This window comes from Pseudovibrio sp. SCP20 (assembly GCF_057774105.1).
The window spans coordinates 353,941-379,764 of the sequence record NZ_JBYMDH010000001.1 but is presented as its reverse complement, the minus strand read 5'-3'; the positions used below and the strand labels follow the sequence as shown (position 1 = coordinate 379,764).

General features: G+C 53.2%; 24 protein-coding genes. 7 read left to right on the top strand and 17 right to left on the bottom strand.

Going from position 1 to position 25,824, the window contains the following annotated elements:
- Nucleotides 1-27 precede the first annotated feature (27 nt).
- A complete protein-coding gene (locus AC3CB2_RS01740; RefSeq protein WP_008549892.1) occupies nt 28-1,200 on the top strand; it encodes a calcium:cation antiporter in 1,173 nt (390 codons plus the stop codon).
- On the opposite strand, the gene AC3CB2_RS01735 is transcribed toward AC3CB2_RS01740, so the two are convergent.
- Nucleotides 1,138-1,914: an SGNH/GDSL hydrolase family protein gene (locus AC3CB2_RS01735; protein ID WP_352931282.1), complete on the bottom strand. Its 777-nt coding sequence runs from the start codon at nt 1,912-1,914 to the stop codon at nt 1,138-1,140. The two genes, AC3CB2_RS01740 and AC3CB2_RS01735, sit on opposite strands and share 63 nt — an antisense overlap.
- Nucleotides 1,915-1,947: 33 nt before the next feature.
- Entirely contained in the window at nt 1,948-3,609 is a 1,662-nt protein-coding gene (locus tag AC3CB2_RS01730; protein WP_352931284.1) for a lysine--tRNA ligase, read from the bottom strand.
- Nucleotides 3,610-3,875: 266 nt separating this feature from the next.
- On the opposite strand from AC3CB2_RS01730, the gene AC3CB2_RS01725 reads away from it, so the two are divergent.
- Nucleotides 3,876-4,289: a tellurite resistance TerB family protein gene (locus AC3CB2_RS01725; protein ID WP_037037084.1), complete on the top strand. Its 414-nt coding sequence runs from the start codon at nt 3,876-3,878 to the stop codon at nt 4,287-4,289.
- Between the two features lie 79 nt (nt 4,290-4,368).
- On the opposite strand, the gene apaG is transcribed toward AC3CB2_RS01725, so the two are convergent.
- From apaG to AC3CB2_RS01705, 4 genes are all read right to left on the bottom strand, one after another.
- Nucleotides 4,369-4,761, bottom strand: a complete 393-nt coding sequence (gene apaG, locus AC3CB2_RS01720; protein ID WP_050773922.1) for a Co2+/Mg2+ efflux protein ApaG — start codon at nt 4,759-4,761, stop codon at nt 4,369-4,371.
- A gap of 108 nt (nt 4,762-4,869) precedes the next feature.
- Nucleotides 4,870-5,496: a CDP-alcohol phosphatidyltransferase family protein gene (locus tag AC3CB2_RS01715; RefSeq protein ID WP_008549886.1), complete on the bottom strand. Its 627-nt coding sequence runs from the start codon at nt 5,494-5,496 to the stop codon at nt 4,870-4,872.
- A 180-nt stretch (nt 5,497-5,676) separates the two neighbouring features.
- The gene (locus AC3CB2_RS01710) at nt 5,677-6,483 is read right to left on the bottom strand and encodes an ion transporter (protein ID WP_352931286.1); all 807 of its coding nucleotides are present in this window, start codon (nt 6,481-6,483) and stop codon (nt 5,677-5,679) included.
- A 360-nt stretch (nt 6,484-6,843) separates the two neighbouring features.
- Nucleotides 6,844-7,662, bottom strand: a complete 819-nt coding sequence (locus AC3CB2_RS01705) for an ion transporter (protein ID WP_008549589.1) — start codon at nt 7,660-7,662, stop codon at nt 6,844-6,846.
- Between the two features lie 253 nt (nt 7,663-7,915).
- Between AC3CB2_RS01705 and AC3CB2_RS01700 the strand changes: the two genes are divergently transcribed.
- Nucleotides 7,916-8,362: a DUF1810 domain-containing protein gene (locus tag AC3CB2_RS01700; RefSeq protein ID WP_352931288.1), complete on the top strand. Its 447-nt coding sequence runs from the start codon at nt 7,916-7,918 to the stop codon at nt 8,360-8,362.
- 11 nt (nt 8,363-8,373) lie between these two features.
- Here the strand turns inward: AC3CB2_RS01700 and AC3CB2_RS01695 are convergent, their stop codons facing one another.
- Complete coding sequence (locus AC3CB2_RS01695; RefSeq protein ID WP_352931290.1) at nt 8,374-10,416, bottom strand: glycosyltransferase; 2,043 nt, start codon at nt 10,414-10,416, stop codon at nt 8,374-8,376.
- A 241-nt stretch (nt 10,417-10,657) separates the two neighbouring features.
- Here AC3CB2_RS01695 and AC3CB2_RS01690 point away from each other — a divergent pair, with 241 nt between their 5' ends.
- Entirely contained in the window at nt 10,658-11,530 is an 873-nt protein-coding gene (locus tag AC3CB2_RS01690; protein WP_352931292.1) for a transporter substrate-binding domain-containing protein, read from the top strand.
- Here AC3CB2_RS01690 and AC3CB2_RS01685 read toward each other — a convergent pair.
- Nucleotides 11,527-12,375: a sterol desaturase family protein gene (locus AC3CB2_RS01685; RefSeq protein ID WP_352931294.1), complete on the bottom strand. Its 849-nt coding sequence runs from the start codon at nt 12,373-12,375 to the stop codon at nt 11,527-11,529. The genes AC3CB2_RS01690 and AC3CB2_RS01685 overlap by 4 nt on opposite strands.
- 132 nt (nt 12,376-12,507) lie before the next feature.
- On the opposite strand from AC3CB2_RS01685, the gene AC3CB2_RS01680 reads away from it, so the two are divergent.
- Nucleotides 12,508-13,158, top strand: a complete 651-nt coding sequence (locus tag AC3CB2_RS01680) for an alpha/beta family hydrolase (protein WP_352931296.1) — start codon at nt 12,508-12,510, stop codon at nt 13,156-13,158.
- Between the two features lie 53 nt (nt 13,159-13,211).
- Complete coding sequence (locus AC3CB2_RS01675; RefSeq protein ID WP_352931298.1) at nt 13,212-14,561, top strand: anti-phage deoxyguanosine triphosphatase; 1,350 nt, start codon at nt 13,212-13,214, stop codon at nt 14,559-14,561.
- Nucleotides 14,562-14,670: 109 nt separating this feature from the next.
- Here the strand turns inward: AC3CB2_RS01675 and AC3CB2_RS01670 are convergent, their stop codons facing one another.
- The 3 genes from AC3CB2_RS01670 to AC3CB2_RS01660 all read right to left on the bottom strand — a co-directional run bounded on the left by AC3CB2_RS01670 (nt 14,671) and on the right by AC3CB2_RS01660 (nt 17,917).
- Entirely contained in the window at nt 14,671-15,657 is a 987-nt protein-coding gene (locus AC3CB2_RS01670) for an Hsp33 family molecular chaperone (protein ID WP_352931300.1), read from the bottom strand.
- Between the two features lie 122 nt (nt 15,658-15,779).
- Nucleotides 15,780-16,718 (bottom strand): ornithine carbamoyltransferase, encoded by a 939-nt coding sequence (argF, locus tag AC3CB2_RS01665; protein WP_008550068.1) that lies wholly within the window; start codon nt 16,716-16,718, stop codon nt 15,780-15,782.
- Nucleotides 16,715-17,917, bottom strand: a complete 1,203-nt coding sequence (locus AC3CB2_RS01660; RefSeq protein WP_352931302.1) for an aspartate aminotransferase family protein — start codon at nt 17,915-17,917, stop codon at nt 16,715-16,717. Before AC3CB2_RS01660 ends, argF begins: the two co-directional genes overlap by 4 nt.
- An 817-nt stretch (nt 17,918-18,734) precedes the next feature.
- Between AC3CB2_RS01660 and AC3CB2_RS01655 the strand changes: the two genes are divergently transcribed.
- Complete coding sequence (locus tag AC3CB2_RS01655; RefSeq protein ID WP_352931304.1) at nt 18,735-19,295, top strand: GcrA family cell cycle regulator; 561 nt, start codon at nt 18,735-18,737, stop codon at nt 19,293-19,295.
- A 98-nt stretch (nt 19,296-19,393) separates the two neighbouring features.
- On the opposite strand, the gene AC3CB2_RS01650 is transcribed toward AC3CB2_RS01655, so the two are convergent.
- From AC3CB2_RS01650 to pstC, 6 genes are all read right to left on the bottom strand, one after another.
- Nucleotides 19,394-19,864, bottom strand: coding sequence for a GNAT family N-acetyltransferase (locus AC3CB2_RS01650; protein ID WP_352931306.1), 471 nt, complete (start codon nt 19,862-19,864; stop codon nt 19,394-19,396).
- Between the two features lie 77 nt (nt 19,865-19,941).
- A complete protein-coding gene (gene phoB, locus AC3CB2_RS01645; RefSeq protein WP_008549923.1) occupies nt 19,942-20,637 on the bottom strand; it encodes a phosphate regulon transcriptional regulator PhoB in 696 nt (231 codons plus the stop codon).
- Nucleotides 20,638-20,858: 221 nt separating this feature from the next.
- Entirely contained in the window at nt 20,859-21,563 is a 705-nt protein-coding gene (gene phoU, locus AC3CB2_RS01640) for a phosphate signaling complex protein PhoU (protein WP_352931308.1), read from the bottom strand.
- A gap of 35 nt (nt 21,564-21,598) precedes the next feature.
- Nucleotides 21,599-22,402, bottom strand: coding sequence for a phosphate ABC transporter ATP-binding protein PstB (pstB, locus tag AC3CB2_RS01635; RefSeq protein ID WP_050773927.1), 804 nt, complete (start codon nt 22,400-22,402; stop codon nt 21,599-21,601).
- 52 nt (nt 22,403-22,454) lie between these two features.
- Entirely contained in the window at nt 22,455-24,302 is a 1,848-nt protein-coding gene (gene pstA, locus AC3CB2_RS01630) for a phosphate ABC transporter permease PstA (protein ID WP_352931310.1), read from the bottom strand.
- Nucleotides 24,295-25,683 (bottom strand): phosphate ABC transporter permease subunit PstC, encoded by a 1,389-nt coding sequence (gene pstC, locus AC3CB2_RS01625; RefSeq protein ID WP_054783106.1) that lies wholly within the window; start codon nt 25,681-25,683, stop codon nt 24,295-24,297. The genes pstA and pstC overlap by 8 nt, the downstream gene beginning before the upstream one ends.
- Nucleotides 25,684-25,824 lie beyond the last annotated feature (141 nt).

Sequence of the window (25,824 nt, the reverse complement as noted above, 5' to 3'; positions counted from 1 at the left end):
TACAGGGCCTTGGAGAACAAAAGTATAATGTCAGGGTTTTGGAGTACACTAAAACGAGAAGCCTGTTTTCTGGCAGGAGCTGCAACCACAGCCTTTTTCTTTCTGGCTGGGGCGGATCTGTTGCAGCCCTCGGCGGGCCTTGCCGTGCAGATCTTCTGCTTCATCTGGCTTTTCAGCGTCATGCTGTGGTGCGCCTTTGGCGTGGTGCGCCATGCGGACTGTCTGGCCGTTATTCTGGGGGAACCCTACGGGACACTGATCCTGACCCTGTCGGTGATCGGCATTGAGGTCTCGCTCATTGTTTCCATTATGCTGACAGGTGGCACCAATGAGCCTCTGGCACGCGATACGATGCTCGCGGTGCTCAACATCGTATTGAATGGCATGGTGGGTATCAGTCTTCTTTTGGGCGGCCTCAAGTATGGAGAACAGCCCTTCAACACCACAGGTGCCCGCTCCTTCCTTTCAGTTCTCATTCCGCTTGCAACATTTTCTCTGATCTTACCCCGTTACACCACTTCCACCGCAGACCCATCTCTTTCCACCGGACAGCAGATTTCCTTCGCGGTGATGATCAGCCTGCTTTATGCAGTATTTCTTGCGACGCAGAGTATCCGGCATAAGTCCTTCTTCATTCAGCCCAAACCGCACTCCGGTGTGGCTCTGTCGTTTCTGATGGCGAAGGATGAAGTGGAGGATGACAAGCACGCTCATGATGAGGATGACCATCATCATGATCTGGAAATTTACTCCACCGGCTATCATGCGATGTTCCTGATCCTGACCATGTTGCCGATCGTGCTGCTTTCCAAGAAGTTTGCGGTTCTGGTGGACTTTGGCATCGCCAGCTTCCACATGCCTGCTGCCTTTGGCGGTGTTCTTGTGGCGCTTCTGGTTCTGACGCCAGAAGGGCTTGGCAGTTTCCGCGCGGCGCTGGCCAACAGGCTGCAGCGGTCGGTCAACATCTGCCTTGGATCGGCGCTGGCAACCATCGGGTTGACTGTCCCGGCAGTTTTGATCGCAGCCGGGATCTTTGACATTCACATTGTGCTGGGTGTGAAGGACACAGATATGATCCTGCTGCTCCTGACTTTGATCCTGAGCATGATCACATTCACAGGGACCCGAACGAACGCCCTACAGGGCGCTGTCCATCTGGTTCTGTTTGTCTTCTACTTCATCCTTATCTTCCAACCCTAGGAGGCCGCGCTCAAGAAGATCAGCGACCATGTGGTCCACCCAGATCTGGTTGCCCAGCGATGTCGCGTGCACGCCGTCCTCGCAAAAGGCAGCGCTGGTGATTTCCGGTATGGCTGCCATAGAGATAGCTCCACGCTCAAAGCAGAGCTGTGTGCCGACACGGTTGATCATCTGACGGCGCGGCTCCAGAACACCTGCCAGCGCTTTTGAGAGGGCTGGCACGTAGTTGGGAGACATGAGGTTGGGCCAGTAAAGGCGCGCATTCGGGTACTTGGTGCGCAGCGCGTAGATCAACTCGCCAAAGCCCTTCTTCCAAGCACGGCCGGATTTGAAGTTCTTCAGATCATTGAAGCCGATACTGATGCAAACGTGAGTGTAGTCCTCATCCGGCAGGTTCGGCACAACTACATCCCTCAGCTGTGCTGATGTTGCAGAGTTATTGCCCGCAGCCCGCCATTTGATGGGCTGGCCGCTGATTTCTGAGAGTTTGGTGGCCAGCTTGTAGGTCAGACCATTTGTGGTGTGATCAAGGCCGACACCTGCAACGGAGGAATCTCCGACGACAAGCAGGTTGATCTGTTTGCCCTGCCCAGCGATTTCGCCGGATTGAGGACCCGGAGCAGGTGCAAAACGCACGGAGTTGGCGCGTGCGCGCAAACCTTCGACAATATAGACGGGTAAAAGTGCCCAAGTAAGCCAGCTGGGAAAAGACATAAAAAAGCCCCCTCGTTTGAGGGGGCTAATTCATCACGCTGCAAGCTCTCCTGCAAGTGCTTTTGCAATCAAACTACGGGTTTCTGGAATACCGTAGAGAGCGATGAAGGATCCGAAGCGAGGACCTTTCTCCTGCCCCAGAAGTACCTGATAAATCGCGGAGAAGAAGGTCTGCGCGACACCTGGGCGACCGTCTGGGCCCGGCTTGGCTGTGTTCTGGTAACGCTCAATATTACGACCAATGTCGTAAATTGCATTCTGGATGTCACCACCGTCCGTATCAGCAGGCAAACCAGCCAGCACTTCGTCCAGCTTTGTGAGCATTTCGATCTCAACTTCATCCGGTGCCTTGAACTTCTTCGTAGGCTTTACGAAGTCGTCGTAGTAGCGGATTGCATAGCCAACCAGCTCGTCCAGCATCTTATGCGTTTGCGCAGAAGAACCCGGTGCGTAGCGGGAGATGAACGCCCACAGCACGTCCTTGTTTTCTGCGTTAGATGCAGAAACGAGGTTGAGCAACATTGCGAAGGAGATCGGCATTTCTTCCTTCGGTGGGTTGCCGTAGTGGATGTGCCAGACCGGGTTCATCAGCTTTTGCGCTGCTTCCATGCCGTCAAACTTGGACAGGAAGGTGCAGTACTCGTCGACCGCTTTCGGGATCACATCAAAGTACAGCTTCTTAGCCGTCTTTGGCTTCTGGAAGTTGAACAGAGACAGGCTTTCCTGAGAGGCATACTGGAGCCATTCTTCCATAGTCAGGCCGTTGCCCTTGGACTTGGAAATCTTCTGGCCTTTGTCATCCAGGAAGAGCTCATAGTTGAAGCCTTCCGGAGCTGGACCACCCAGAGCCTTACAGATCTTACCAGACAGATTCACACTGTCGATCAGGTCCTTACCAGCCATCTCATAGTCGATGCCCAGCGCGTACCAACGCAGCGCCCAGTCGGCTTTCCACTGACACTTTACGGCGCCACCGGTTACCGGCACTTCCACACGCTCTTCCGTTTCCGGATCAATGTAGGTCACAGTGCCTTTTTCGACATTGCGATCCACCATTGGCACCTGAAGAACAATCCCGGTGCGCGGGCAAACTGGCAGGAACGGTGAATAGGTTGCCTGACGCTCTTCTCCCAGTGTTGGAAGAATGATCGCCATGATCTTGTCGTAGACTTCCAGCATGCGCAGGAGCGCTTTGTCGAACACACCAGACTTGTAGTACTCGGTGGAAGACGCGAACTCATACTCAAAACCGAATTTGTCCAAGAATGCCATCAGCTTTGCGTTGTTAGCAGCAGCAAAGCTTGGGTACTCATTAGAGAATGGATCCGGCACGCTGGTTAGTGGCTTGCCAAGAAATGACGCCATCATTTCCTGGTTAGGCACGTTGGTTGGCACTTTGCGGAAGCCATCCATATCATCTGAGAAGCAGATCAGCTTGGTCGGGATCTTGTCTTGCGTGAGCAAACGAAAAGCGGTGCGCACCATGGTGGTGCGGGCAACTTCGCCAAAGGTGCCCATGTGAGGCAGACCAGATGGACCATAGCCGGTCTCGAACAAGACCGGCCCGGTCTTGGGTTTCTTCTCCAACCGTTTGACCAGTTTGCGTGCTTCTTCAAACGGCCAGGCTTTAGATACCTGTGCCGCCTCGATAAGTTCTGGGCTGAGATCGAGTTGAGGCAAACTGTTCGTAGACATGGATTTTGAGATCCGTATTTGGAGATTAAATTGTAACTGAGTTTTGCTTTCACCAGCTATATTTAATGCCGGAAAGCTGCGCGAACTTATGTAAAACTGGCGCCCACGTCAATGACAGTTCTCGGGTTTTCGGCTGTAACCCCTTGTATGAGGCAGGAAGCCCCCTTACCTTTGCAGTCATTAACCGCTGCCGTACGATTTGGCATAGCAAAAAACTAAAGCAAACCAAGAGGCAAAGCTTTTTGCTTTGGGGAGATATGGGTACAATAGATAGATTACTGAGCGTAGAAGAAGCTCTCATTCATGTGATGGTGATGGTTTCTGCCGCTGATAGCGCGATGAGCGATGCAGAGCTGCGTCAGCTTGGCGATATTGTGGGCATTCTCCCTGTCTTCAAAGACTTTGATGACAATGACCTGATCAAGATCACTCAGCAGTGCGCTGAGCGTCTTTCCGGCGAAAACGGCATGAACGCAACATTGGCGCTTGTGGCTGAATCTTTGCCAACCAAACTGCATGATACAGCTTATGCACTTGGTGTTGAGATTGCAGCGGCTGACCTTCGTGTAAGCCCTGAAGAAGTGCGCATGCTGCAGTTGCTGCGCGACCACTTAAAGCTGGACAAACTGACCATCGCTGCCATTGAGCGCGGCGCACAGGCACGTTTCCGTACTCAGTAAGTCAACATGTTATGGAAGGCGGGCGGCACGACTGCCCGCAAGTCTTCCCTCGCCCTGAGGGAATGACGCAGACAGAGCCTTAATGCACTGTCTTGACCATATCCGGCAGGTCCAGCGAGAACGCCGGAATTTTCACTGCAAAGAACTCGCCTTTGTCCGTTTGCATACGGTAGTTGCCTGTCATGATCCCTGAGGAGGTGTTGAGAGGGCAGCCGGACGTGTATTGGAATGAGCCGCCGGGCTCAATGATTGGCTCTTCCCCAACGACCCCTGCTCCGTTGACCTCCTGCGTGTGACCATTGGCGTCGATAATATGCCAGTGACGCGAGCGCAGCTGCACGGTTTCAGAGCTGAAGTTTTCAATCGAGACCGTATAGGCCCAGAAGAACTGCTCATCTTCGGGAGTAGACTCCTCAGCAAGATAATACGGTTCCACAGTGATCTGTATATTTCGGGTAACGGCACGATACATAGCACAACCCATATTTCAGGAAAATTCCGCTGCAATTACAACAGCAGTACGCATCCTATTTTTAATAAGTCTAGCCTTTTCACCCCGATCTTCGCAAGAGCAACGATCTTACACCGAGGGATCTGGGTGGTTCAAAACCATATGCCTGACCATGAAAACGCGAGAAATGGCCGAAAGTGTGCAAATCGCAGCAAAAGTCCACGCAACCCATGAGAAGTAAGTGGGAAACAGGCAAAATGCGACGAAGACGCCAATGGTTTCAAAGCCTTCAGCCAGCCCTCCCAGATAATAGAAGGATTTCTTACCGCGCAATGTGGTCTGCATACCCAGCTTTTGTGCGAGAGTGGCAAATGCAAGAAATGTGGAACCGTTAATGTAAAAGCTGAAAAGTAACGCGGCTGCGGCCAGGGCATTCTGTTCAGGGGCAACAAACGCGAAGGCGAGCGGGATGGCACCGTAGAAGATGAAGTCGAATGTGATGTCGTAAAACCCGCCTAGATTGGTGGATCCGGCCGCGCGTGCAATTGCCCCATCCAACCCATCGGCGAAGCGATTGAGTAGAATGAACAGCAGTGCAGTATAGAACTGACCGGCAGCCACCGCCGCAGCTGCAGCAAGACCAAAGCCGAGGCCAACCAAGGTTACAGCATTTGCCGTAATCCCAAGATCTGCCAGTGCTTTTCCCATTCTGTTGAGTGGGGGATCTATATAGCCGCGGAGTTTTGCATCAAACATATCGTATCCTATCAGATATGCTTTTCGTCTTAGGCCTTTTTTGCGCAGGTGCCTATATTAGCAAACCCGCAATCCACACGCGCTGCGATCAAGATTACTTCAACAGGACTTGATCGCAAATGCGGTGCTAGCACGCCTTTGAAGGGAAAGAAGCTTTCACTGCAAAGACCTGAGTGTGGGTCAGCCTTTCTTGTGGTCCTTTCGGATGCGCTCCAGCTCGCTGAGCAGTTCAACCTTCAGATCTTTAAGTTCATGCAAAACGTGGCGTGTTTCTTCATGCACGTTGATACGGTCTTCCTCTAGATCCTTATCGTGCTCCTGCTGCATTGCTGCAACGATTATACCGATGAACAGGTTCAACACCGTGAAGGCCGTGCACAGGATGAACGGAATGAAGAACATCCACGCATTCGGGAAGACTTCCATCACCGGACGCACAATGCCCATGCTCCAGCTTTCCAGCGTCATAATCTGGAACAGAGAATAGGCTGAAGCGCCGATGGAACCGAACCATTCCGGAAACACTGCGCCGTATAGCCGTGTCGCCATGACGGAGAAGACATAGAACACGAGCCCCATGAGCAGAACAATAGAGCCCATGCCTGGCAGCGCAAGGATGAGGCCGCCGATGACGCTTCGCAGCGATGGGACCACCGAGATCAGGCGTAAGATCCTGAGAATTCGCAGAGAACGCAGGATGGTTGCCGGGCCGGTTGCCGGCACAAGCGCAATGGAAATGATGAAGAAGTCGAAGAGGTTCCAAGGGCCTTTGAAGAAACTCGGGCCAAACGCGATGATACGCAAAGTCAGCTCTACGACAAAAATTGCGAGGATCAACTCGTCCAGAAACCGCAGGATCATGCCGTAATTCGCAATCAGCGACATGCTTGTATCCAACCCCAGGATAATAGCATTCAACGCGATTATACTAATAATTGTGTATTCCCATTGGCGGCTTTCAATGATGGATCGCAACTTCGCCCGCATTTCGACACTTGACCTCACAATACGTATTTGGGCCCACCCTAAGTATTTATCTGATGGCTTCAAGTTGAAAGGGGCCAGCAAAATAATGGCGTGCAGAGATGAAGAAATCGCCAAGAACTAGAGGTAGTAAAGGCAAAACAACACCACCAAATTTAGCTTATAGTTTTCATGGGGTTGCTCGTTTCCACAAGACCTTACACAAATTTGTTCAAATTCTGTAGATATTGCGACAGCAACCCACTTAGAGGCTGATGCTTTGAGAAATATGAGAGGGTTGGTATGAAAGATGTCGTTTTAACTTCGATAACGTGGCGTTGAGACCGCCGCTTGTTCTGACAACCGGCGGTCGTATCTTTGCGCTTAAGTCATTTCGACTTTCTGTTTGTGGCTGGCCTTACGGTTGCGTCTCAGCTTTGCCACGTCCTGCCGCAGTGTTCTGAGTTCTTTCATGATCTCACTGGCTTCCATGCGCACATAGTGATGGTGTTCTTCCATCTCCTTTTCATGCTCCTCCTCCATGGCTGCCACGATGACGCCGATGAACAGGTTCAACACAGTCAGCGCTGTTGTGAGGATGAAGGGGATGAAGAACATCCAGGCGTTTGGATAAACATCCATGACCGGGCGCACAATCGCATCGCTCCAACCCTCCAACGTCATGATCTGGAACAGTGAATAGGCTGAAGCGCCAATTGTGCCGAACCATTCAGGGAAGGTCTCGCCATAGAGCTGCGTGGCCATGACGGAGAAGACATAATAGACGAGAGACAGGAGCAGCATGATTGAACCCATACCGGGCAATGCCAGAACCAGCCCTCCGATTACGCGTCTGAGTGATGGCACAACTGAGATCAGGCGCAGGATACGCAGGATCCTGAGTGAGCGCAGTATAGCAGCTGGGCCGGTGGTTGGAACAAGAGCAATGCTTACGATTATGAAATCAAAGAGGTTCCAGGCTCCTCGAAAGAACCGTAAGCCATATGCATATACGCGAAGAGAAATCTCAACCACGTAAATGCCCACTACGATGTCATCCAATGTGCGGAGAATTGGGCCGTAATGTTGTTGAACAGTCTGGCTGGTTTCTATCCCTAGTGTTATCGCATTCAACGCGATAATGGATATGATTGTGTACTCCCAAGCCTTGCTTTCGATGATCGCACGAAGTTTTTCTCGCATCGTCCATATACCCAGAACATTACGTTAGGGAAGGTCAATTAGAACTCCGAAACCAGATGTTTTTTATGTTCTTGCAATGTGAAACTTATCAGGACAGCAAACAGCAGATTACTCAGTGTGGTAAAAATGTAGTCCACTCTTAGGTACTTACACCGCCTTAGCTCCGGCTGTGCACTGAATGTTTTAGTGTTTTCGCTGTGTAGTCATACTCGCAGTGTTTTCTGTTAAGCTGCAACCAAGCGAAGGAAACCCCATGGTCAGAACCGTTAAGGACGACATTACCCGGTTTATTATTGGGCAAGAGCCGGTGTTTCAGCAGGTGGTTCAGGAGTTGATACAAGGCCATAAGACCAGTCATTGGATCTGGTTCATCTTCCCGCAACTTCGCCAACTCGGACGCTCCTCAACGGCGCACTTTTATGGGATTGAAGACCTTAATGAAGCACGACGGTATCTTGCCTATACCCTCCTCGCCTCACGTTTGCGCGGATGTTGCCAGTTGTTGCTTCAGCATTCCGACCTTACCTCTCGCCAGATCCTTGGTGAGATTGACAGCATGAAGGTGCGCAGCTGTGCCACCCTGTTTGCATATGCGGCAGATGATCCAACAGTGTTTCATCAGGTGCTCACCCAGTTTTATGAGGGCCAGCCCTGTGAGCTTACGGTCGTTGCACTCGGTATCCCTTGGAAACCTTCTTAGCATCCGCTGAGCTAGGCTCCTTCTGCATCCTTGATTTTTCCACGGTGCCGAACGATGCCGTGCTCGGTTTTTCGCCAGTAATGCGGTTTGACGATGAACTCAAACAGGGCTTTGTAGGAGGCAATGCAGCCAAGTACCCAATAGAGAGGAATGCTTGCGATCTCCCAGCCGCGAGGTCTGAAGCCCCGCTTTGCGCTGCCTTGAAGGACAGTCACGACAGTCCCCCCCAAACCGAACAGGAAGCAGAAGAGTGCGTAGATGCTGAAAGCATCGAAGGCTTGCAGGCCGGTTTGGTGGACACCCCAAAGGACTTCAGCAAACATCAATGCTGTCAATGGAGCGGCCCAGAGGCACAGCATACCGCCAAAGAAGGTCAGCAGCAGGAGGGCGAAGTTCTTTGCGCCCAGTTGCTTATAGGTCAATCGTGGGTTTCTGAGATGGACGGCAAGTGTTTGTATCCAGCCTTTGTGCCAACGAGTGCGTTGATGTAGCCATGCTTTGAGCGTGAGCGGCGCTTCCTCATAAGTGGAGCTGTTCAAGGTACGCGTTCTGAAGCCCTGTCTAGCAAACCTAACTGCGAGATCCGCATCTTCGGTGACGTTGAAGGGATCCCATCCCCCGACTTTACGAAGCGCGCTGACACGGAAATGGTTGGAGGTTCCACCTAGCGGGAGCAGCAGGTTTTTGCGTGAGAGGAACGGAAGGAAGACATCAAACAGAGCGGCATACTCGAAGGCGAATTGGCGCACGAGCCAACCTTCTTTAGCGTGATCGATGGATAGCGAGGCTTGCAGGCAGACAACGTCGTGTCCTTCCAATGCAAACTGGCAGATCGCTTTTTTAAGCTGCTGCGGTTCTGGACGGTCTTCTGCATCAAAAACCGTGACAAACTCGCCCTTTGTGGCAGCTAGGCCAACTGAAAGTGCTCGTGGTTTGGTTTGAGGTTTGCCAGGAGGAAGGATGATCATCCGCATGGATTTGCGCAGAAGTTTGCGGAGGTTCTTTTGCGTGAGTTCATCATCCTGTTCCACCAGAAAGATAACATCGAGCGCCTCTTTTGGGTAATCCAATGCATCCAATGCATCAACCAGTTGGCGGCAAATAGCTGACTCTTTGTAAAGTGGGACCAGAACGGTGTAATGCGGCCACTTTTCAAGTTCTGGGACCACAAAATCCTGTTTGTCGGAGTAGGTGAAGAAGGAGGCAATCCTGAGCAATCCGATGGCTCCGAGAGAGAGCGTCAGCAGTATGAACAAGGTCCAGTAGAACACATCAAATGCAAAGCCGATTGTGCTGAGGAAGAAGATTGGCGAGACCGTGAGAAGCTTTCGCTGTGACGGCATGAAACGATGAACCGCTGACATGGAAAGATCATCTTGCGCCAAGGCGTTAGAGCTGGCTGTGGTGATGGTGAGTGCCTTCTGGTACTCAGGCGTTACCATGACAATTTTGCTGGTGGCTTCATCAAAGTATCCAAGCGCCCGCTCAAAGGCCTCCAACTGATGGCCGAAGGGAGCGGCGGCGAAGACAACTTTCTGGTTCAGGTCCAGTGCTGGTACAAACAAAATGCCTTCTGTTTCAAAGGGTTTCAACTTGCTCGAGATGGGAGCAATGGCAGAGAGGCTGCCATCTGCAGCGTAGCGGATGTTCATTTTGCCGGAGATGCCCCAATAAAACACGGAGGCATCCAGAAATCCCTGATCAATCAGATAGCTGCTGACGCATTTATCTTCGGTTGAGCATCGGGATTTTGCAAAATCAATCAAGGCATCAGAGCAGTTGCATTGCAGCAAGACATCTCGCTCTAAAGCATTGCGTAAACGCAGAAATTCTGGGACATAGCGTTCTTTATCAGAGGCACCTGAGATGGTTCGAACAACTGGTGATGACTTCTGTGAATGGGAAGGAACGTCCAGTGGTGTGATGGTCGTCATGCGGCTTCGTAGAGCTTGTCCGGCTTCGGCGGAGCGCATGCTGTCGATACGGCTGATGGAGAGCGCCAGAGAGCGCAGCGTGTTTGCCTGCTGCACTGACCTCGACGGCTCGTTACTCACTGAGTTATCAGAGTGTTCCCGACTTCCCCATGATACTTCCGCCCCTGTTAATCCATGAGGCTGGTTTCCGGCTACAGGCCTTTCCCTCTCGCAGACATTCACTTAGTATCTCCTTGAGAATTTCCCGTTAGGCTTACGCTCTGTTGCAAACTGGATTGGATAGCTTTTGCGTTTCCCTTTATTCTTCATATTGCTGATTTTCTGTAGTGCCCAGCCGCTCATTTTCGCGGCGTCAAATGCCATGGCACAGAATGCATATGGCACTGATACATGGGCGATTTCCCAGAGCTCTCCCTTGTTGGGAGCGGGAAACGATGGCTCTGAAAATGCAGTAAACTCGCGAAAAGCTCCCTCTTCTGTGACAATCCCACTGTTCTCAGGTGGACAATCTGGCTTAGCGACAACTGGTAAGGCACCGGAGCGTATTCGCTTCATTGCAGCCGATGATTTTCCGCCCTTCATTTTCCGCGATAGTGAAGAGCGTTTGATGGGTTACAACGTGGATCTTGCCCGTGAGATCTGCCAGAGCCTGAAAACGGCTTGTAGCCTGAAGATCCTGCCGTTTAATCATCTGGCCAATACCGTGGCCAATGGTGAGGCTGATGCAGTGATTGCTGGCGTCAGCATGACACCGGACAACCTTGAAAAGCTTTCCTTTTCACAGATTTACATGCGGTTTCCGGGCCGCTTTGTGACCAGCAAGCGCAGCACTCTGGAGCCTCTGCCTGAAACAATGGGCGGCAAACGGGTTGCGGTGGTTCAGGGATCTCGGCATGAAGCGTTTTTGGAGCGTTTCTTTACAGATGCGGTTGCAGTTCCCTTTGAAAATGAAGAACTTGCACGAAACGCTCTTGTGAGTTCCGAGGTAGAAGCCTTGTTCGGCGATGGGATGCGGTTGTCGTTCTGGCTGGATACGCAGAAGGCCAACGGGTGCTGCAAGTTTGCTGGGGGGTCGTGGCTGGACCCAAGTTACTTCAGTGGCGGGCTGGCGATTGCAACAAAGGCAGGCAATACCAAGATGTTGAATGCGATCAATCTTGGTCTTACCCGCCTTCAATCCAATGGCCGATTAGGGGAACTTTATCTCAGATATTTCCCACGCGGTTTTTTCTAGTGCCCTGCTTTTGGCGTACCATCTTTGTTGACACGGCTGGACAGCCAGCCTTGTACATGGGTTAGGGCCTTGAAAGGCAACAGCAATGCCCAGCCTAACTGGCGCGGCTCCTTGCCCTGAAACTCTTTCAATCCAAACGTGATGTTCTCCTGCCCGCCTTTGGGATCATGGACATAGGTGGAGAACAACCGGTCCCACCAAGGGAAGTTGAAGCCGTAGTTGCTATCGGTTTCGATTGGGCGGGTTGAATGGTGAATGCGGTGCATGTCGGGCGTTACGATCACCCATCTCAGCACACGATCAGCTTTCTCCGAGAGCTTGATGTTGGCATGGTTGAACATGGCAGCCGCATTAAGGACCACCTCGAAGATCACAACAGAGAGAACAGGTGCACCAAGCAAGGCGACCACGACCACTTTCCAAAGCATGGAGACGGCAATTTCCAGCGGGTGGAAGCGAAGTGCGGTGGTGACATCGAAGCGCGGATCGGTGTGATGCACCTTATGCAGATGCCATAGGAACGGAACTTTGTGGCTTGCGACATGCATGGCCCAAACGGCGAAATCGAGGGCAAAGAATGCGATGATCCCTCCGAGCATAGGATCTAGCGCCAGCCAGTGAACCAGACCGAAGCCCTGCATCTGCGCCCAGTAAGCCGTTGAAACTGCAGCAAAAGGCAGGGCAAAGCGCAGCATCAGTGTGTTGATTGCCGACAAGATAAGATTGGTGGACCAGCGCTGTGGCCGTTCCTGGCTCTCTGAGCGCCGGGGGATAAAGATTTCCAGCAGTGCGAACACAAGGAACGCTCCTGCAAAAATTCCCAGGCGAATGACGCCTTCTTCCATAATGTATTCCGTTCTATTTTCGCGTAGGTTCTACGCATTTATATTAGCTAATTTGAATATGGGCCTTATTGAAGACGGGGACAAGTAAATTTCCTGTCACTTTTGATGTGAAAGAGGCGTTAAAATAGCGTCATGACTGAGATTTTATGGACACGTCCTGAAGGTGAGTGCCTTGGCACTCTAGTGTTGGCTCATGGTGCGGGTGCGCCGATGGATGCCAATTTTATGAACCGGTATGCGGAAGCGGCGGCTGTGAATGGTATTGCTGTGGCTCGGTTTGAGTTTGGCTATATGGCTAAGCGTCGGGAAACAGGGAAGAAATCGCCTCCACCAAGAGCTGACAAGCTGATTGGCGAGTACCAAAAAGCTGTGCAGCTGATTTTGGAAAGCGCTGAGGGGCCGGTTCTGATTGGTGGGAAGTCCATGGGTGGGCGCGTTGCGGCGATGCTGGCGGGTGGTGAGAGCCTTCCGAAGCGGGTTCTGGGCGTTGTGTGTCTGGGCTATCCCTTTCATGCCATTGGGAAACCTGATCTGGCAGATTGGCGTATGGAGCCGCTGCAAAATGCACAGCGGCCGATCTTCATTGCGCAGGGTGACCGGGATCAGATGGGGAACCAGAGTGAGGTGCAAGCTGTTGATCTTCCTGAGACAATCAGTATTGACTGGCTGGAGGATGGCAACCATGATCTGGCACCGCGCGGGGCTTCTCCCGCGACGTGGAACGGCAATATCGAGCAGTCTGCTGCGAAGACCGCCGAGTTCCTTAAGAGCCTGATAGCTTAAGCTTTTTTCTGCCCTGCGCTTACCTCGCAGGGCTTTTTGTGTGGGGTATTGAAGTGAGTGATGTTGTTTGGACTGCTCGTCAGAGTGGCTGGGTTCCCAAGTCGGATGATGCGCGAACGCCTTATGATGTAGATTATGCCCGCATTGTTCACTCTCATGCCTTTCGCCGCCTGCAGGGGAAAACCCAGATCCTCAATCTGGGCGACAGCGATTTTTATCGCACGCGCCTGACCCACACTCTGGAAGTGGCGCAGATTGCCTCCGGCATCACGCGGCAGTTTCGGGCGTTCTTCAAAGATCATCCAGCCTATGACTACATCCCTGAAGAAAGCCTTGTTAAAACAATCAGCTATTGCCACGACATTGGACATCCTCCGTTTGGGCACGGGGGTGAAGTGGCGCTGAATTACTGCATGCGGGAGAATGGTGGGTTCGAGGGCAACGGCCAGACCCTGCGCATTGTTTCACGGCTGGAGAAGATGTCTGCCAAGCATGGGGCGGATCTGACACGGCGGGCATTACTGGGCATGATGAAGTACCCGGTGGCGTTTTCCCGCGTGCATAATCCCGATTTATCCCCGCAGCTTAGCCCCAACACTTCAACAGTGAGCCTGATCGACAGGAAACGCTCAGCTCCGCCCAAGTGTTTTATGGATGGGGAACAAGAAATCGTCGACTGGGTGCTGGAGCCGCTCTCTGAGCAGGATCGCTCGCTGTTCTGCAGCTTTGCGCGTAAAGACGGCAAGCACGCGAAATCCCGTTTTAAATCATGGGATTGCTCCATCATGGATCTGGCTGATGACATCGCTTATGGGGTCCATGACTTTGAAGATGCGATTGCTTTGGGGCTGGTGCGCGAGGAGCAGTTCCGGGAGGATATCTCAAAAGACAACTGTTCTGCATTCCTTGAAGATCTGGCTTCCAGCAATCCGGGTAAGTATTCTAAAGATCCTTATGAGCAGATGATTGCAGGGCTGTTTGGCAATGCCAATCGGCGAAAGCAGTTCATCGGTAAGCTGGTTCACTTCTTCATTGTGGCTGTTCAGATCAAGGAACAAGAGGCCTTCAGCGAGCCGCTTTTGAAGTACAAAGCTGTTCTACCGGAAGGCCATGCGAAGGTTCTGGATGCACTCAAAGGCTTTGTCTTTAAACGGGTTATTCAGGCGCCGAACGTCCAGCACCTTGAGTTTAAAGGGCAGACCATGGTGGTTGCTGTCTTTGAGACGCTGATGAGCGAACCCAAGGCATTCTTGCCGGAAGATGTTTATGCGGACTTCAAAGAGGCTGAAGATGGTTCACGGATCATCTGCGATTACGTTGCTAGCATGACAGACATGATGTTGCTGAAAACCTATGACCGGCTGTTCAGTCCGCGCATGGGGTCGATCTTTGATCGTGTTTAGCGGCATAACCCATTCAGTTTCAATAGGTTAAAGAAAAACGCTGTCAGAGGATTTCTGACAGCGTTTTTTATTGCGTTCGTTTGCGTTATTTACGCTTTTTCTGAAAGGATTAGTCCTTGAACACCTTGTTGGCGTCCAGCTCGTAATCCTTGGAGCAGAAGTCGCACTTGATGTGGACGGTGCCTTCCGCTTTCATCTCGGCTTTGTCTGCCTCAGAAAAGTTCTGCATCATGGCAGTGATCTTTTCTTCAGAGCAGGTGCATTTGTCTGCCATGCTCTGCGGGGAGAAGACGGATGCACCACGTTCGTGGAACAAACGGTAGAGCAGACCTTCAACGGTGAGGCTCGGATCGATGAGTTCGTCATCTTTCACGGTCTCAACCAGTGAGCGTGCTTCGACCCATGCGTCGTCTTCGTCGACCTGATGAGCTTCGTGTCCTTCCGGAGCATCGCCCGGATGGATGTCTGCCTGTCTCAGGCGATCCAGAGACTGTGGCAGGAACTGAACCATTATGCCGCCAGCAGCCCAGGAGTGCTCTGCACCCCCTTCTTCTGCCTTGGTCAGCACTTCAGCAACGCCGAGGCGAACGAATGTCGGGATCTGTTCGGACTTCTGGAAGTACTCATGCGCAGCTTCTTCCAGAGTGGTGCCGTTCAGAACCACGATACCCTGGTAGCGGCTGGTATGGGCGCCCTGATCGATGGTGAAGGCGAGATGGCCTTTGCCGAGCAGCTGGTCTGGCTTGAAGCCATCCTTGCTTGCGACTTCAGCAACCTTTGCCTCGTCAAACTGAGCCATGGCGCGCAGGCCGTCTGGTGCGTTGAAGTCTACCACCAGCATGGAGACTGCACCGTCTGTCTGGGCTTGCAGGGTCAGGCGACCTTCGAACTTGAGGGTACTGCCAAGCATGGATGTCAGGACAATTGCCTCTGACAGCAGCTTGTTTACTGGCGCAGGGTACTTGTGCCGCGCCAGCATTGAGTTCAGCACCGGCCCCATATTGATAACCCGACCGCGAACGTCCAGTGCTTCAACAGCAAATGGAACGACAGCGTCAACGCCGGCGGCGGTCGGTTGAGCAGGTGTATTTGTCATCTTGTTCTTTTATCCTTGCGCATATCTTCGACTGAAGACCGGACAACCACTTTTCAGCGATATGCACTATGCTTGCGCATATCGTCACCTGAAAACCGGCAGCCACTTTTCAGCGATATGCTTTATCCTTGAGGCGATGCACCCATGCACCACGCCATAATGCCTTTTTGGGCGTGGAGTCGGTTTTCTGCCTCGTCGAATACCACAGAATGCGGGCCGTCGATCACCTCATTTGTCACTTCTTCCCCACGATGTGCAGGCAGGCAGTGCATAAACAGGGCTGAATCGTTGGCTTCACTCATCAGGCGTTCGTTCACCTGATAGGCAGCCAGCATGTTGTGACGGGTTTCAGCATCGCTGTCACCCATGGAAACCCAGCAGTCGGTGATAACACAATCACTGTTTTTAACAGCAGCAAACGGATCGTCTGTTACTGAAAGTTCAGCACCGGATGTATAGGCCTTTTCGATCCATTCAAGAGGTACTGTCAGTTCATTTGGTGCGGCAACGTTAATTTTGAAGTCAAATTTGGATGCCGCTTCGATCCAAGAATAAAGAACGTTGTTGCTGTCACCCACCCAGGAAACGGTTTTACCCTTAATGCTTCCGCGGTGTTCTTCGAAGGTCATGATGTCTGCCATGATCTGGCAAGGATGTGAAATCTTGGTCAAACCGTTGATGACAGGCACGGTTGCATACTCTGCCAGCTCTCTGACGGCATCATGGTCCAGCATGCGGATCATGATCATGTCGACGAAGCGGGACAGGACGCGGGCGGTGTCCGGAATGGACTCGCCACGGCCAAGCTGCATTTCTGCACCGGTCAGCATCAGGGTTTCGCCGCCAAGCTCACGCATGCCCACATCAAAGGAGATGCGGGTTCTGGTGGATGGCTGTTCGAAGACCATGGCCAGCACTTTGCCTGCCAGAGGCCCCTGCCCGCGATGAACGCCATTGCGGGTGGATTTGATCTGCTTGGAGACATCCATGATGTGACGAAGTTCGTCACTTGAAAAATCACTGATATCGAGAAAGTGCTGTGGTTTTGTCAGTGTAGTCATTTGGCAGTCTCGGCAGTTTTCAGCTCGTTTTCCATGTCCGCAGCAGCGGCTTCAATTTTCTGGGCGAGCACGTCAATTTCTTCAGCGGTGATGGTCATTGGCGGCATAATGCGGAGCACGTTGTCTCCCGCACCAACCGGCAGCAAGCCATTGTTGCGCATGTGAACCAGCAGCTGGGTGTTTGGCACCTTACATTTGAGGCCAAGCATCAGGCCTTCACCGCGCACCAGCTCAAACACGTCGCCGTGCTGGTCTACAATGCAGGCAAGCTTTTGCTTTAGCATCAGGCCTTTTTCCTGAACGGCTTCCAGAAAGCCCGGCTCCAGGACGGTTTCCATAACAGCGGTGCCGACAGCCATCGCCAGCGGGTTGCCGCCGAATGTTGTGCCATGCACGCCCGGCACCATGCCGCTGGCCGCTTCATTGGTTGCGAGGAACGCCCCCATCGGGAAGCCACCGCCGATGCCTTTTGCAATCGCCATCAGGTCTGGTGCAACACCAGCCCATTCGTGGGCAAAGAGCTTGCCGGTTCTGCCAACACCCGTCTGGATCTCGTCATAGATCAGCAGCAGGTCGTTTTCATCACAGATCTCGCGCAGGCCTTTCAAGAAAGCCGGATCCATGGAGCGGATGCCGCCTTCGCCCTGAACAGGCTCCAGCATGATGGCTGCGGTTTGCGGGCCAACAATCTTTTTGACTGCTTCCAAATCGCCAGCTGGCACCTGATCAAAGCCTTCCGGTGCTGGACCGAAGCCTTCCAGATACTTTTGCTGACCACCAGCAGCCAGAGCTGCCATGGTTCTGCCGTGGAACGCATTTTCAAAGGTGATGATGCGGTTCTTTTCCGGGTTGCCCTTGGCAAAGTGGTAGCGACGCGCTGCCTTCATGGCACCTTCAGTTGCTTCCGTACCGGAGTTGGTAAAGAACACAACGTCAGCAAAGGTGTTGTCTGTCAACAGCTTTGCGAGCTTTTCACCCTCTGGAATGGTGTAGAGGTTGGTGACGTGCCACAGCTTTTCAGCCTGGCCTTTCAGCGCCTCAACGAGCTTCGGATGCGCATGACCCAAGCCGGAGACGGCGATACCCGAGGCACAATCCATGTATCGTCGACCATCAGCCGCATAAAGCCAGACACCTTCCCCACGCTCAAACGCCAGGTCTGAACGTGCATAAGTCTGCATTAGCGACGAAGTCGTCATTTCTCACTCCTCATGGATTGAGCTCTGGGCTCAAAAATCTTGGTTATTACAAAAACAAAAAACGCCATCTGGCGCTTCATTCAACACCCGAAGGTGTCCGGTTGTAAGGGAAGCGACATATAAACCGCGTTCCCTCAGGGCAGTCAATAACACGTATTGCCAGCAATACCTTACTCCTGTTCAGGAATGGGCAGCCGGCTTTTTGTGCTTCCTATCGGTGCATTCCGGTTGGTCTGCTACCTGAGGAAGGGCACATTGTGGCATTTTTAAATGATGGAGTAGAGGTCTAATCCCCTCTTCACTGGCCAGTTTTTTTCCATATCTCTTAAGGTTTATTCAATACACCTCTAGCGTGTACCGCGTCATATGAAGGTGTCATTCGGCGAGTGCATCTGCACTGCAATTTGTAGTTTACTAGTGTTTTTTACTAGTTGTTTTTCAGTGGTAAATATATGTATTAAATATCAACGGGGTAACGCTATCAGCTCTTACTTTGTGTTGGAAAGAATGCGGTGGAACTTGGTTTAACAAACAGCTCCTATTCTTTAGATTGATAATCTTCTCCCACCACAAGAAGGCTGTTATAGGTAAGTAGTAGTACGGCAATTCTGGGGAAAACCAGAGTCTTCCCCACCTCAATTCTTTGAGGTTATTGCTCGTAGGAACGCCGATATAGTACTGTGCGATAAGAGTTATACACCATCTCGTAGTTACTGATCGCTGCAAGCACACACGCTCAGGTTAGCGGCAAATTCGGATACGTCCGAGCTGAGCGAATACTGTTTTGCGCGCCACTGAAGGAAGACGGGGGCCTTTAATGAGCTGGACAGCAGAACGTGTAGAGTTACTAACCAAGCTTTGGGCAGACGGGTTAAGCGCAAGCCAGATCGCTGGAGAACTAGGCAATGTGACCCGAAATGCCGTAATTGGTAAGGTTCACCGGCTCGGGCTTTCAGGGCGTGCTAAATCAGGGGGCGGTGCAACCAAGACGAGAAAGGCAACTGCCCCAGCGGCAAGAACAGCTTCTCCAATCAAACCGACAGTGACCGAAGCGGTCGCAGCAGCAGCTCCCTCTCCTACTCCTCGACAAGTTCAGCCAACAGTGGCAGGCGCCACCGCTCTTAAAGTTGAGCCAATTGAAACGATCGAGACCGAAATCGCTCCCGTCCCAGTCGCAGAAATCTTTATTCCGGTTTCCGAACGCGCATCCATCCTGACATTGAACGAACGCACCTGTAAGTGGCCAATTGGCGATCCGGGTTCTGAAGACTTCTACTTCTGCGGTCGTCAGTCAGATGCAGGCACACCGTATTGCGCGCATCACCGCAGCATTGCCTATCAGCCAGTCAGCGACCGCCGCAACCGCCGCGCCAGCTAAAACAGACTGAAAGCAAGCGTTATGAGCCGGGTCCAGTGCCCGGCTTTTTGCTGTCTGGATGCCTGTAATGTAACGACTATCCCGCCTGTGGTTGAGGCCTAGTGCTTCTGCGCGCTGAAGGTTTGGCGGGTGACATTGCCCCAGTACGGGTCGTTGTAGCTGTCTTCCTGATAGTGGCCTAATGTGTAGTCGCTTACCACTGCGCGCCAGAAGGCGGTGGCGTGGTCAGCGCCTTCGATCTGTTTGATCTGCCAGTTGCCGGGCATCTGATCAAACAGCGCGCTGGCAAACTGCAGGCCCAGCTTATGTCGTCGGTAGTAAGGCACGACGTAGAACTCACAGACTTCGAACCCCTCCTGCTCATCCTGCTTGATGGCGGCCAGTCCGGCCGGGAGGTCGTTGCTGTACACCAGATAGCCGGTGATGTTGCCTTCCAGCAGCGTGTCCTTGGCGAACAGACCGTTGGCGTCAGGCTGTTTGTGCGTGAGAGGTGAGAACTCTGCCTCGTAAGCCTGGCAGAGATTGTCGTAGATATGAGCGGTTGCTCTATCAACCGTCTTGATTTTCATTTGTTATCCGCATTGTTTTTAGTCTGCACCTCCGGATCAGAGATGCAGCTTCACAATGCGCATATAGCAGAGATCAGTTACCCGACTGCAAACTGGTCGTTGAACGCGTAACCGGCACCGCGGACGGTGCGGATCGGGTCTTTCATGCGGCCTTTGTTGATGGCTTTACGCAGGCGGCCCACATGGACGTCGACAGTGCGCTCATCCACGTAAACATCATGTCCCCACACGCCGTCGAGCAGTTGCTCGCGGGAGTAGACGCGGCCTGGGGCGCTCATGAGGAACTCCAGCAGGCGGAATTCGGTTGGGCCGAGGTGGATTTCGCGGCCAGTTCTGCGGACGCGGTGGGTTTCGCGGTCCAGCTCAATATCGCCGGACTTGAGCATGGTGGAGACAACTTCCGGCAGAGCACGGCGGAAGATCGCTCGTACACGGGCCATAAGCTCCGGGATGGAGAAAGGTTTGACGACGTAATCATCGGCTCCGGTTGCCAGCCCGCGGATGCGTTCAGACTCTTCACCTCGTGCCGTGAGCATGATGATTGGCATGCGTTCGGTTTCTGAACGTGCCCGCAGACGGCGGCAAAGCTCGATACCGGAGAGGCCGGGCAGCATCCAGTCCAGCAAGAGCAGGTCCGGCTGGCTTTCTTGCAGCAGGAGTTCCGCCTCATCTCCTCTTGCGCATACGTCGACATTGTAGCCTTCCGCTTCGAGATTGTATCTCAGCAGCAGGCTTAACGGTTCTTCGTCTTCTACAATCAGTATCTTAGGCATACCCTAGTGCTCTCTTTGCACCTTCTGTTGTAAAGCAGTTTACCGTCATCACTGTGCATGTAAACCACTTTAACCTTTTGTAGTTGCGTCTTTTCTTATCAGAAACGCGAAGCCGCCCTCTGATTTGACACATGAAGTGCCGCGTAATGAACCCGACACTCCAAACCTTTGTTCAACGTGGTCGCCTTCCGGGCTTGCAGCTTCCCAGAGAGCAGCACGTCTCAGACAGCGCTGCTGTCTGCCAGTTCGTCCGTTTTTGGTCGATCAACCGGAAGCTGATTTCCGGAGATCATGTAGTAGATGTTCTCGGCAATGTTGGTCGCATGGTCACCGATGCGCTCAATGTTCTTTGCACAGAACAGCAGGTGGGCGCACATGGTGATGGAGCGTGGGTCTTCCATCATGTAGGTGAGCAACTGACGGAACAGACTGGTGTAGAGCGCATCTACTTCATCGTCACGCAGATGCACGCGCTGGACGACTTCCAGATCACCGGAAGTGTAGGCATCCAGAACGGCTTTAAGCTGTTCCAGCGCCAGATCGGACATGTGTTCTACGCCAACCGCCAACTGTTTGTTGTTGAATTCGCTTTCAATTGCGAGCGTCCGCTTGGCGATGTTCTTGGCCATATCGCCAACGCGCTCCAGATCATTGGAGATGCGCATGGCGGCGATGATGTCGCGTAAGTCGCTTGCCATTGGCTGGCGGCGTGCGATCACGGAGATGCACAGCTCTTCCAACTCGGCCTGCATGTTGTCGAGGCGTCTGTCCGCGGCAATGGTGCGGGTTGCCAGCTCGCGGTCCTGTCTCAGCAGTGCGCTGACGGCATCATGTACAAGTGTTTCTGCGAGGCCGCCCATTTCGACGACACGTCCGGCCAACTCTTTCAGTTCTTCATTGAAGGACGAGACGATATGATCTTTCATCGGATGATCTCCTTAGACCTCCTTGCCTATTATTCTTAACCGAAACGGCCAGTGATGTAATCCTGCGTGCGCTGGTCTTTGGGGTTGGTGAAGATGTCGTTGGTCAGCCCCTCTTCCACCAGTGTTCCTAAGTGGAAGAATGCAGTGCGCTGCGAAACACGTGCCGCCTGCTGCATGGAGTGGGTTACGATCACGATGGTGTAGTTCTGGCGCAGTTCGTCGATCAACTCTTCCACTTTTGCGGTGGCGATCGGGTCAAGCGCGGAACATGGCTCATCCATCAGGATCACTTCCGGAGACACAGCGATTGCACGCGCGATGCACAGGCGCTGCTGCTGACCACCGGAGAGGCCGGTTCCCGGCTCATCCAGACGATCTTTCACTTCCTCAAACAGACCGGCGCGCTGCAGGGAGCTGGCGACAATCTCTTCCAGATCGGCCTTGCTTTGCGCCAAGCCGTGAATGCGAGGGCCGTAGGCCACGTTCTCAAAGATGGACTTCGGGAACGGGTTCGGCTTCTGGAACACCATGCCAACGCGGGCACGCAGTTCCACTACATCAATGCGTGGGTCATAGACATCATCGTTGTCGAGAAGGATGTCACCTTCCACGCGGCAGATGTCGATGGTGTCGTTCATGCGGTTGAGGCAGCGCAGGAAGGTGGACTTGCCGCAACCGGATGGACCGATCAGCGCTGTCACCTGATTTTTGCGTACATCCAGATCCACGCCGTGCAGAGCCTGCTTGTCGCCGTAAAACACTTTCACGTCACGGCCACGCATTTTGAGCGTTTCGCCTTCAGCGGATACGGCTGGTGGGGCGCTTATTGTTGTATCCATTGCACTCTCGGTGTCTGTGGTCATTTCCAATGCCATGATCTTGCCTTTCAAATCACCAGCGGCGCTCAAAACGTTTACGAAGGACGATTGCGATTGCATTCATCGAGATCAGGAAGCCGAGCAGCACCATGATCGCAGCAGAGGTTTTCTGCTGGAAGGCAGGTTCGGGGAAGTCTGCCCACATGAAGATCTGAACCGGCAGTACGGTCGACGGATCCACCGGACTTGCCGGGATATCAACGATGAAGGCCACCATGCCGATCATGAGAAGTGGTGCAGTTTCACCCAAAGCCTGCGCCATGCCGATGATGGTTCCGGTCAAAATACCCGGCATTGCCAGTGGCAGCACATGGTGGAACACTGCCTGCAAGCGGGAGGCTCCGACACCCAGCGCTGCTTCGCGGATGCTCGGCGGCACGGCCTGAAGGGCTGCGCGGGAGGCGATGATGATGGTTGGCAGGGTCATGAGCGCCAGCACCATACCGCCGACGACCGGCGCAGATCTCGGCAAGCCGAAGACGTTGAGGAACACCGCCAGACCGAGCAGACCAAACACAATGGACGGAACCGCTGCCAGGTTATTGATGTTCACCTCAATCAGATGGGTCCAGCGGTTCTTTGGCGCGAACTCTTCCAGATAAATCGCGGCAGCCACACCAATCGGAAACGACAGAGACAAGGTAACGAGCATGGTCCAGAAGGAACCAACAGCTGCACCCCAGATACCCGCCATCTCAGGCTCACGGCTTGCACCGGACTTGAAGAAGATGGAGTTCCACTGGTTCTCGATGGAGCCTTTGGAGACCAGATAATCAGTGTAAGCGATTTCTTTGTCAGAGAATTTGCGGAAGCTTTCCGGTGTTTCCAGCTCTTCAACGCCCCACTGACCAGCAGCGGCGGCGGCATCGGAGCTGAGCGGGATGAAGGCGGTGCCAGTGACGCTGGTTGGCGTGACCTTCTCCGCTTTGATGGTGCCGCCGTTCACGTTCACGAAGAAGCTTGGCATCTTGTTGTTGAGTGTTCCGCCGTTCTCAACATTGGCGAGATGACCCTGCAGAACGGCCAGTTCAGCTTTGCGAGTTTCCAGAGTGGACTTGATTTTCTCAAGAGCTTCTCTGTTGCTCTCAACTTCAGACGTCAGGCGCTGCACAACCAGCGGATCTTTTTCACTTTTCAGGCGGGTTTGGAGGCCTGTGATCTTGGTGTTGACGCTGACTTCAGAACGGCCACGGGCTTCGATCTTGTCTGAAAGCAGTGTGATTTCGTTCTCGTAGTAGGACTTGAGCGCGGCGATGAGTGCACCGAACTCCGGCTTCTCGGCGGTGATGGTCACCTGCCCTTCGGTTCCGGAAACGGTTGCTGCGCTTGTTGTGGCGATCTCGTTTTTCTGCGTGATCAGGCCTTTGACATAAAGGTCTGCGAAATCTGAAAGCGGGATAGCGACTGGACCGGTTCCACCCAGCATGGATGTGTCGGCGACCACCTGCTTTTGCAGGATGACGTTGGCGCCGGAGGACACCAGCGAGTAAAGCACGCGGCGGTTTTTGCGGTCGGATGCAAATGGCAGCTCAGCCTTCAGACCATCACGGATGATCTTGTTATAGCTGGCGCCTGCCGGATTGGCTGGATCAACCTTTTCAGCACTCAGGTTCAGCGGCACGCTCACGTAGTTGTAGGTGAAAGCTGGCAGGCCAGTGCCGACAATTGTGAAGAGCAGCAGAACCAGAAAGGTTGCGGCCAATGCAATGGCACCGATGCCGTAAGCCTTGAAGCGCGCTTCCATGCTGTAGCGCTTTTTCAGGCGCTTGCGAGCTTCGTCTGTCGTATGGACGCCGGAAGGAATGCCTTTGACACGTCCGCCAATTGCGGAACCGGCAGTGTCCTGAGCGATATCAATCATACTGTTCCCTATATTTCTTCACGACGCGCAGAGCGAAGATGTTCAGAGCAAGTGTGATGCAGAAGAGGAGAAGACCGAGAGCAAACGCTGCGAGTGTTTTCGCGCTGTCAAACTCCTGGTCACCGACCAGCAAGGTGACGATCTGCACGGTCACGGTTGTTACTGCTTCCAGTGGGTTCACTGTCATGTTGGCGGCAAGGCCTGCTGCCATCACCACGATCATGGTTTCGCCAATGGCGCGGGAGATGGCGAGGATCAGCGCCGAGACGATGCCCGGCAACGCCGCTGGCAGAACCACACGGCGGATTGTTTCGGACTTGGTGGCACCCAGACCGGCAGAGCCATCACGCAGAGACTGGGGCACGGCGTTGATCACATCATCAGAAAGAGAGGAGACGAACGGGATGATCATGATGCCCATGACAAGGCCAGCGGCCAGAGCACTTTCTGAGCTGACTGACAGGCCAATGCTTTCGCCCCAGCCGCGGATGAATGGTGCCACGGTGAGCGCAGCGAAGAAGCCGTAGACCACTGTTGGGATACCAGCCAGAATTTCCAGAACTGGCTTTGCGATGGCGCGGACCGGAGTGCTTGCGTAATCAGAGAGGTAAATCGCCGAGAGCAAGCCGATTGGTGCAGCCACAATAATTGCGATTGCTGTGATCAGCATGGTGCCGACCAGAAGCGGGATTGCGCCGAAGATCTTGGTGTTCGCTTCGCCGTGTTCCGCACCAGCCCCTTCAAACGCGCTTTGCGGGCTCCAGTGGGTGCCGAAGACGAAGTCCAGAATTGGGATCTGGCGAAAGAACATCAGGCTTTCAAAGATCAGTGAGAGCACGATGCCGATGGTGGTGAAGATCGCAACAGCGGAACACAGGATCAGCAATCCCATGACGGTGCGCTCTACAAAATGACGAGCCCGCATTGTGGGGCGAATGGCACGGTTGCCGTACCACAGACCGCCAAGCACAAGGCCAACCATAAGAACTGATTTAAGGACAAAGGAGGTTTGAGCGAGTGAGGCGAACACCTCAGCAGCTTGCTCCTTGCCAGCATCGGAGAAGGCAACAATGCCGCCGAATGCGATGGCGCGGGCATCGCGCAGGAATGCCTGAAGTTCTGGTTTGGACAGTCCTTCAATCACCTCGGCATTGGCGCTGATGACCATCATGTCCAGCATGCGCGGCTCAACGACTGCCCATGCAATCAGGAGCACAAATGCCGGAAGTGTGGACAGGATTGCCAGATACCCACCGTGGTAAGTTGGCCGAGAGTGAAGCACGGACAACTGGTGACCAGCAACTTGCAGAGCCCGGAAGCGCCCATAGACGTTAGCGGCTACGAAGACCAGTAGAAGAAGGGCAGCGTAAGTCCAGAACATTTGATTGCGTCGCCTTATTTGGCTCTTCTGTCAGAGCGTATTTCTGCCTGCAGATCAGGCTTGTTATGCGGAAACACGCTGTAACTGTTATAGCGAATTCATGGTGTTTGTTTGGAAGCACCCGAATGCGCTGTCGACCTT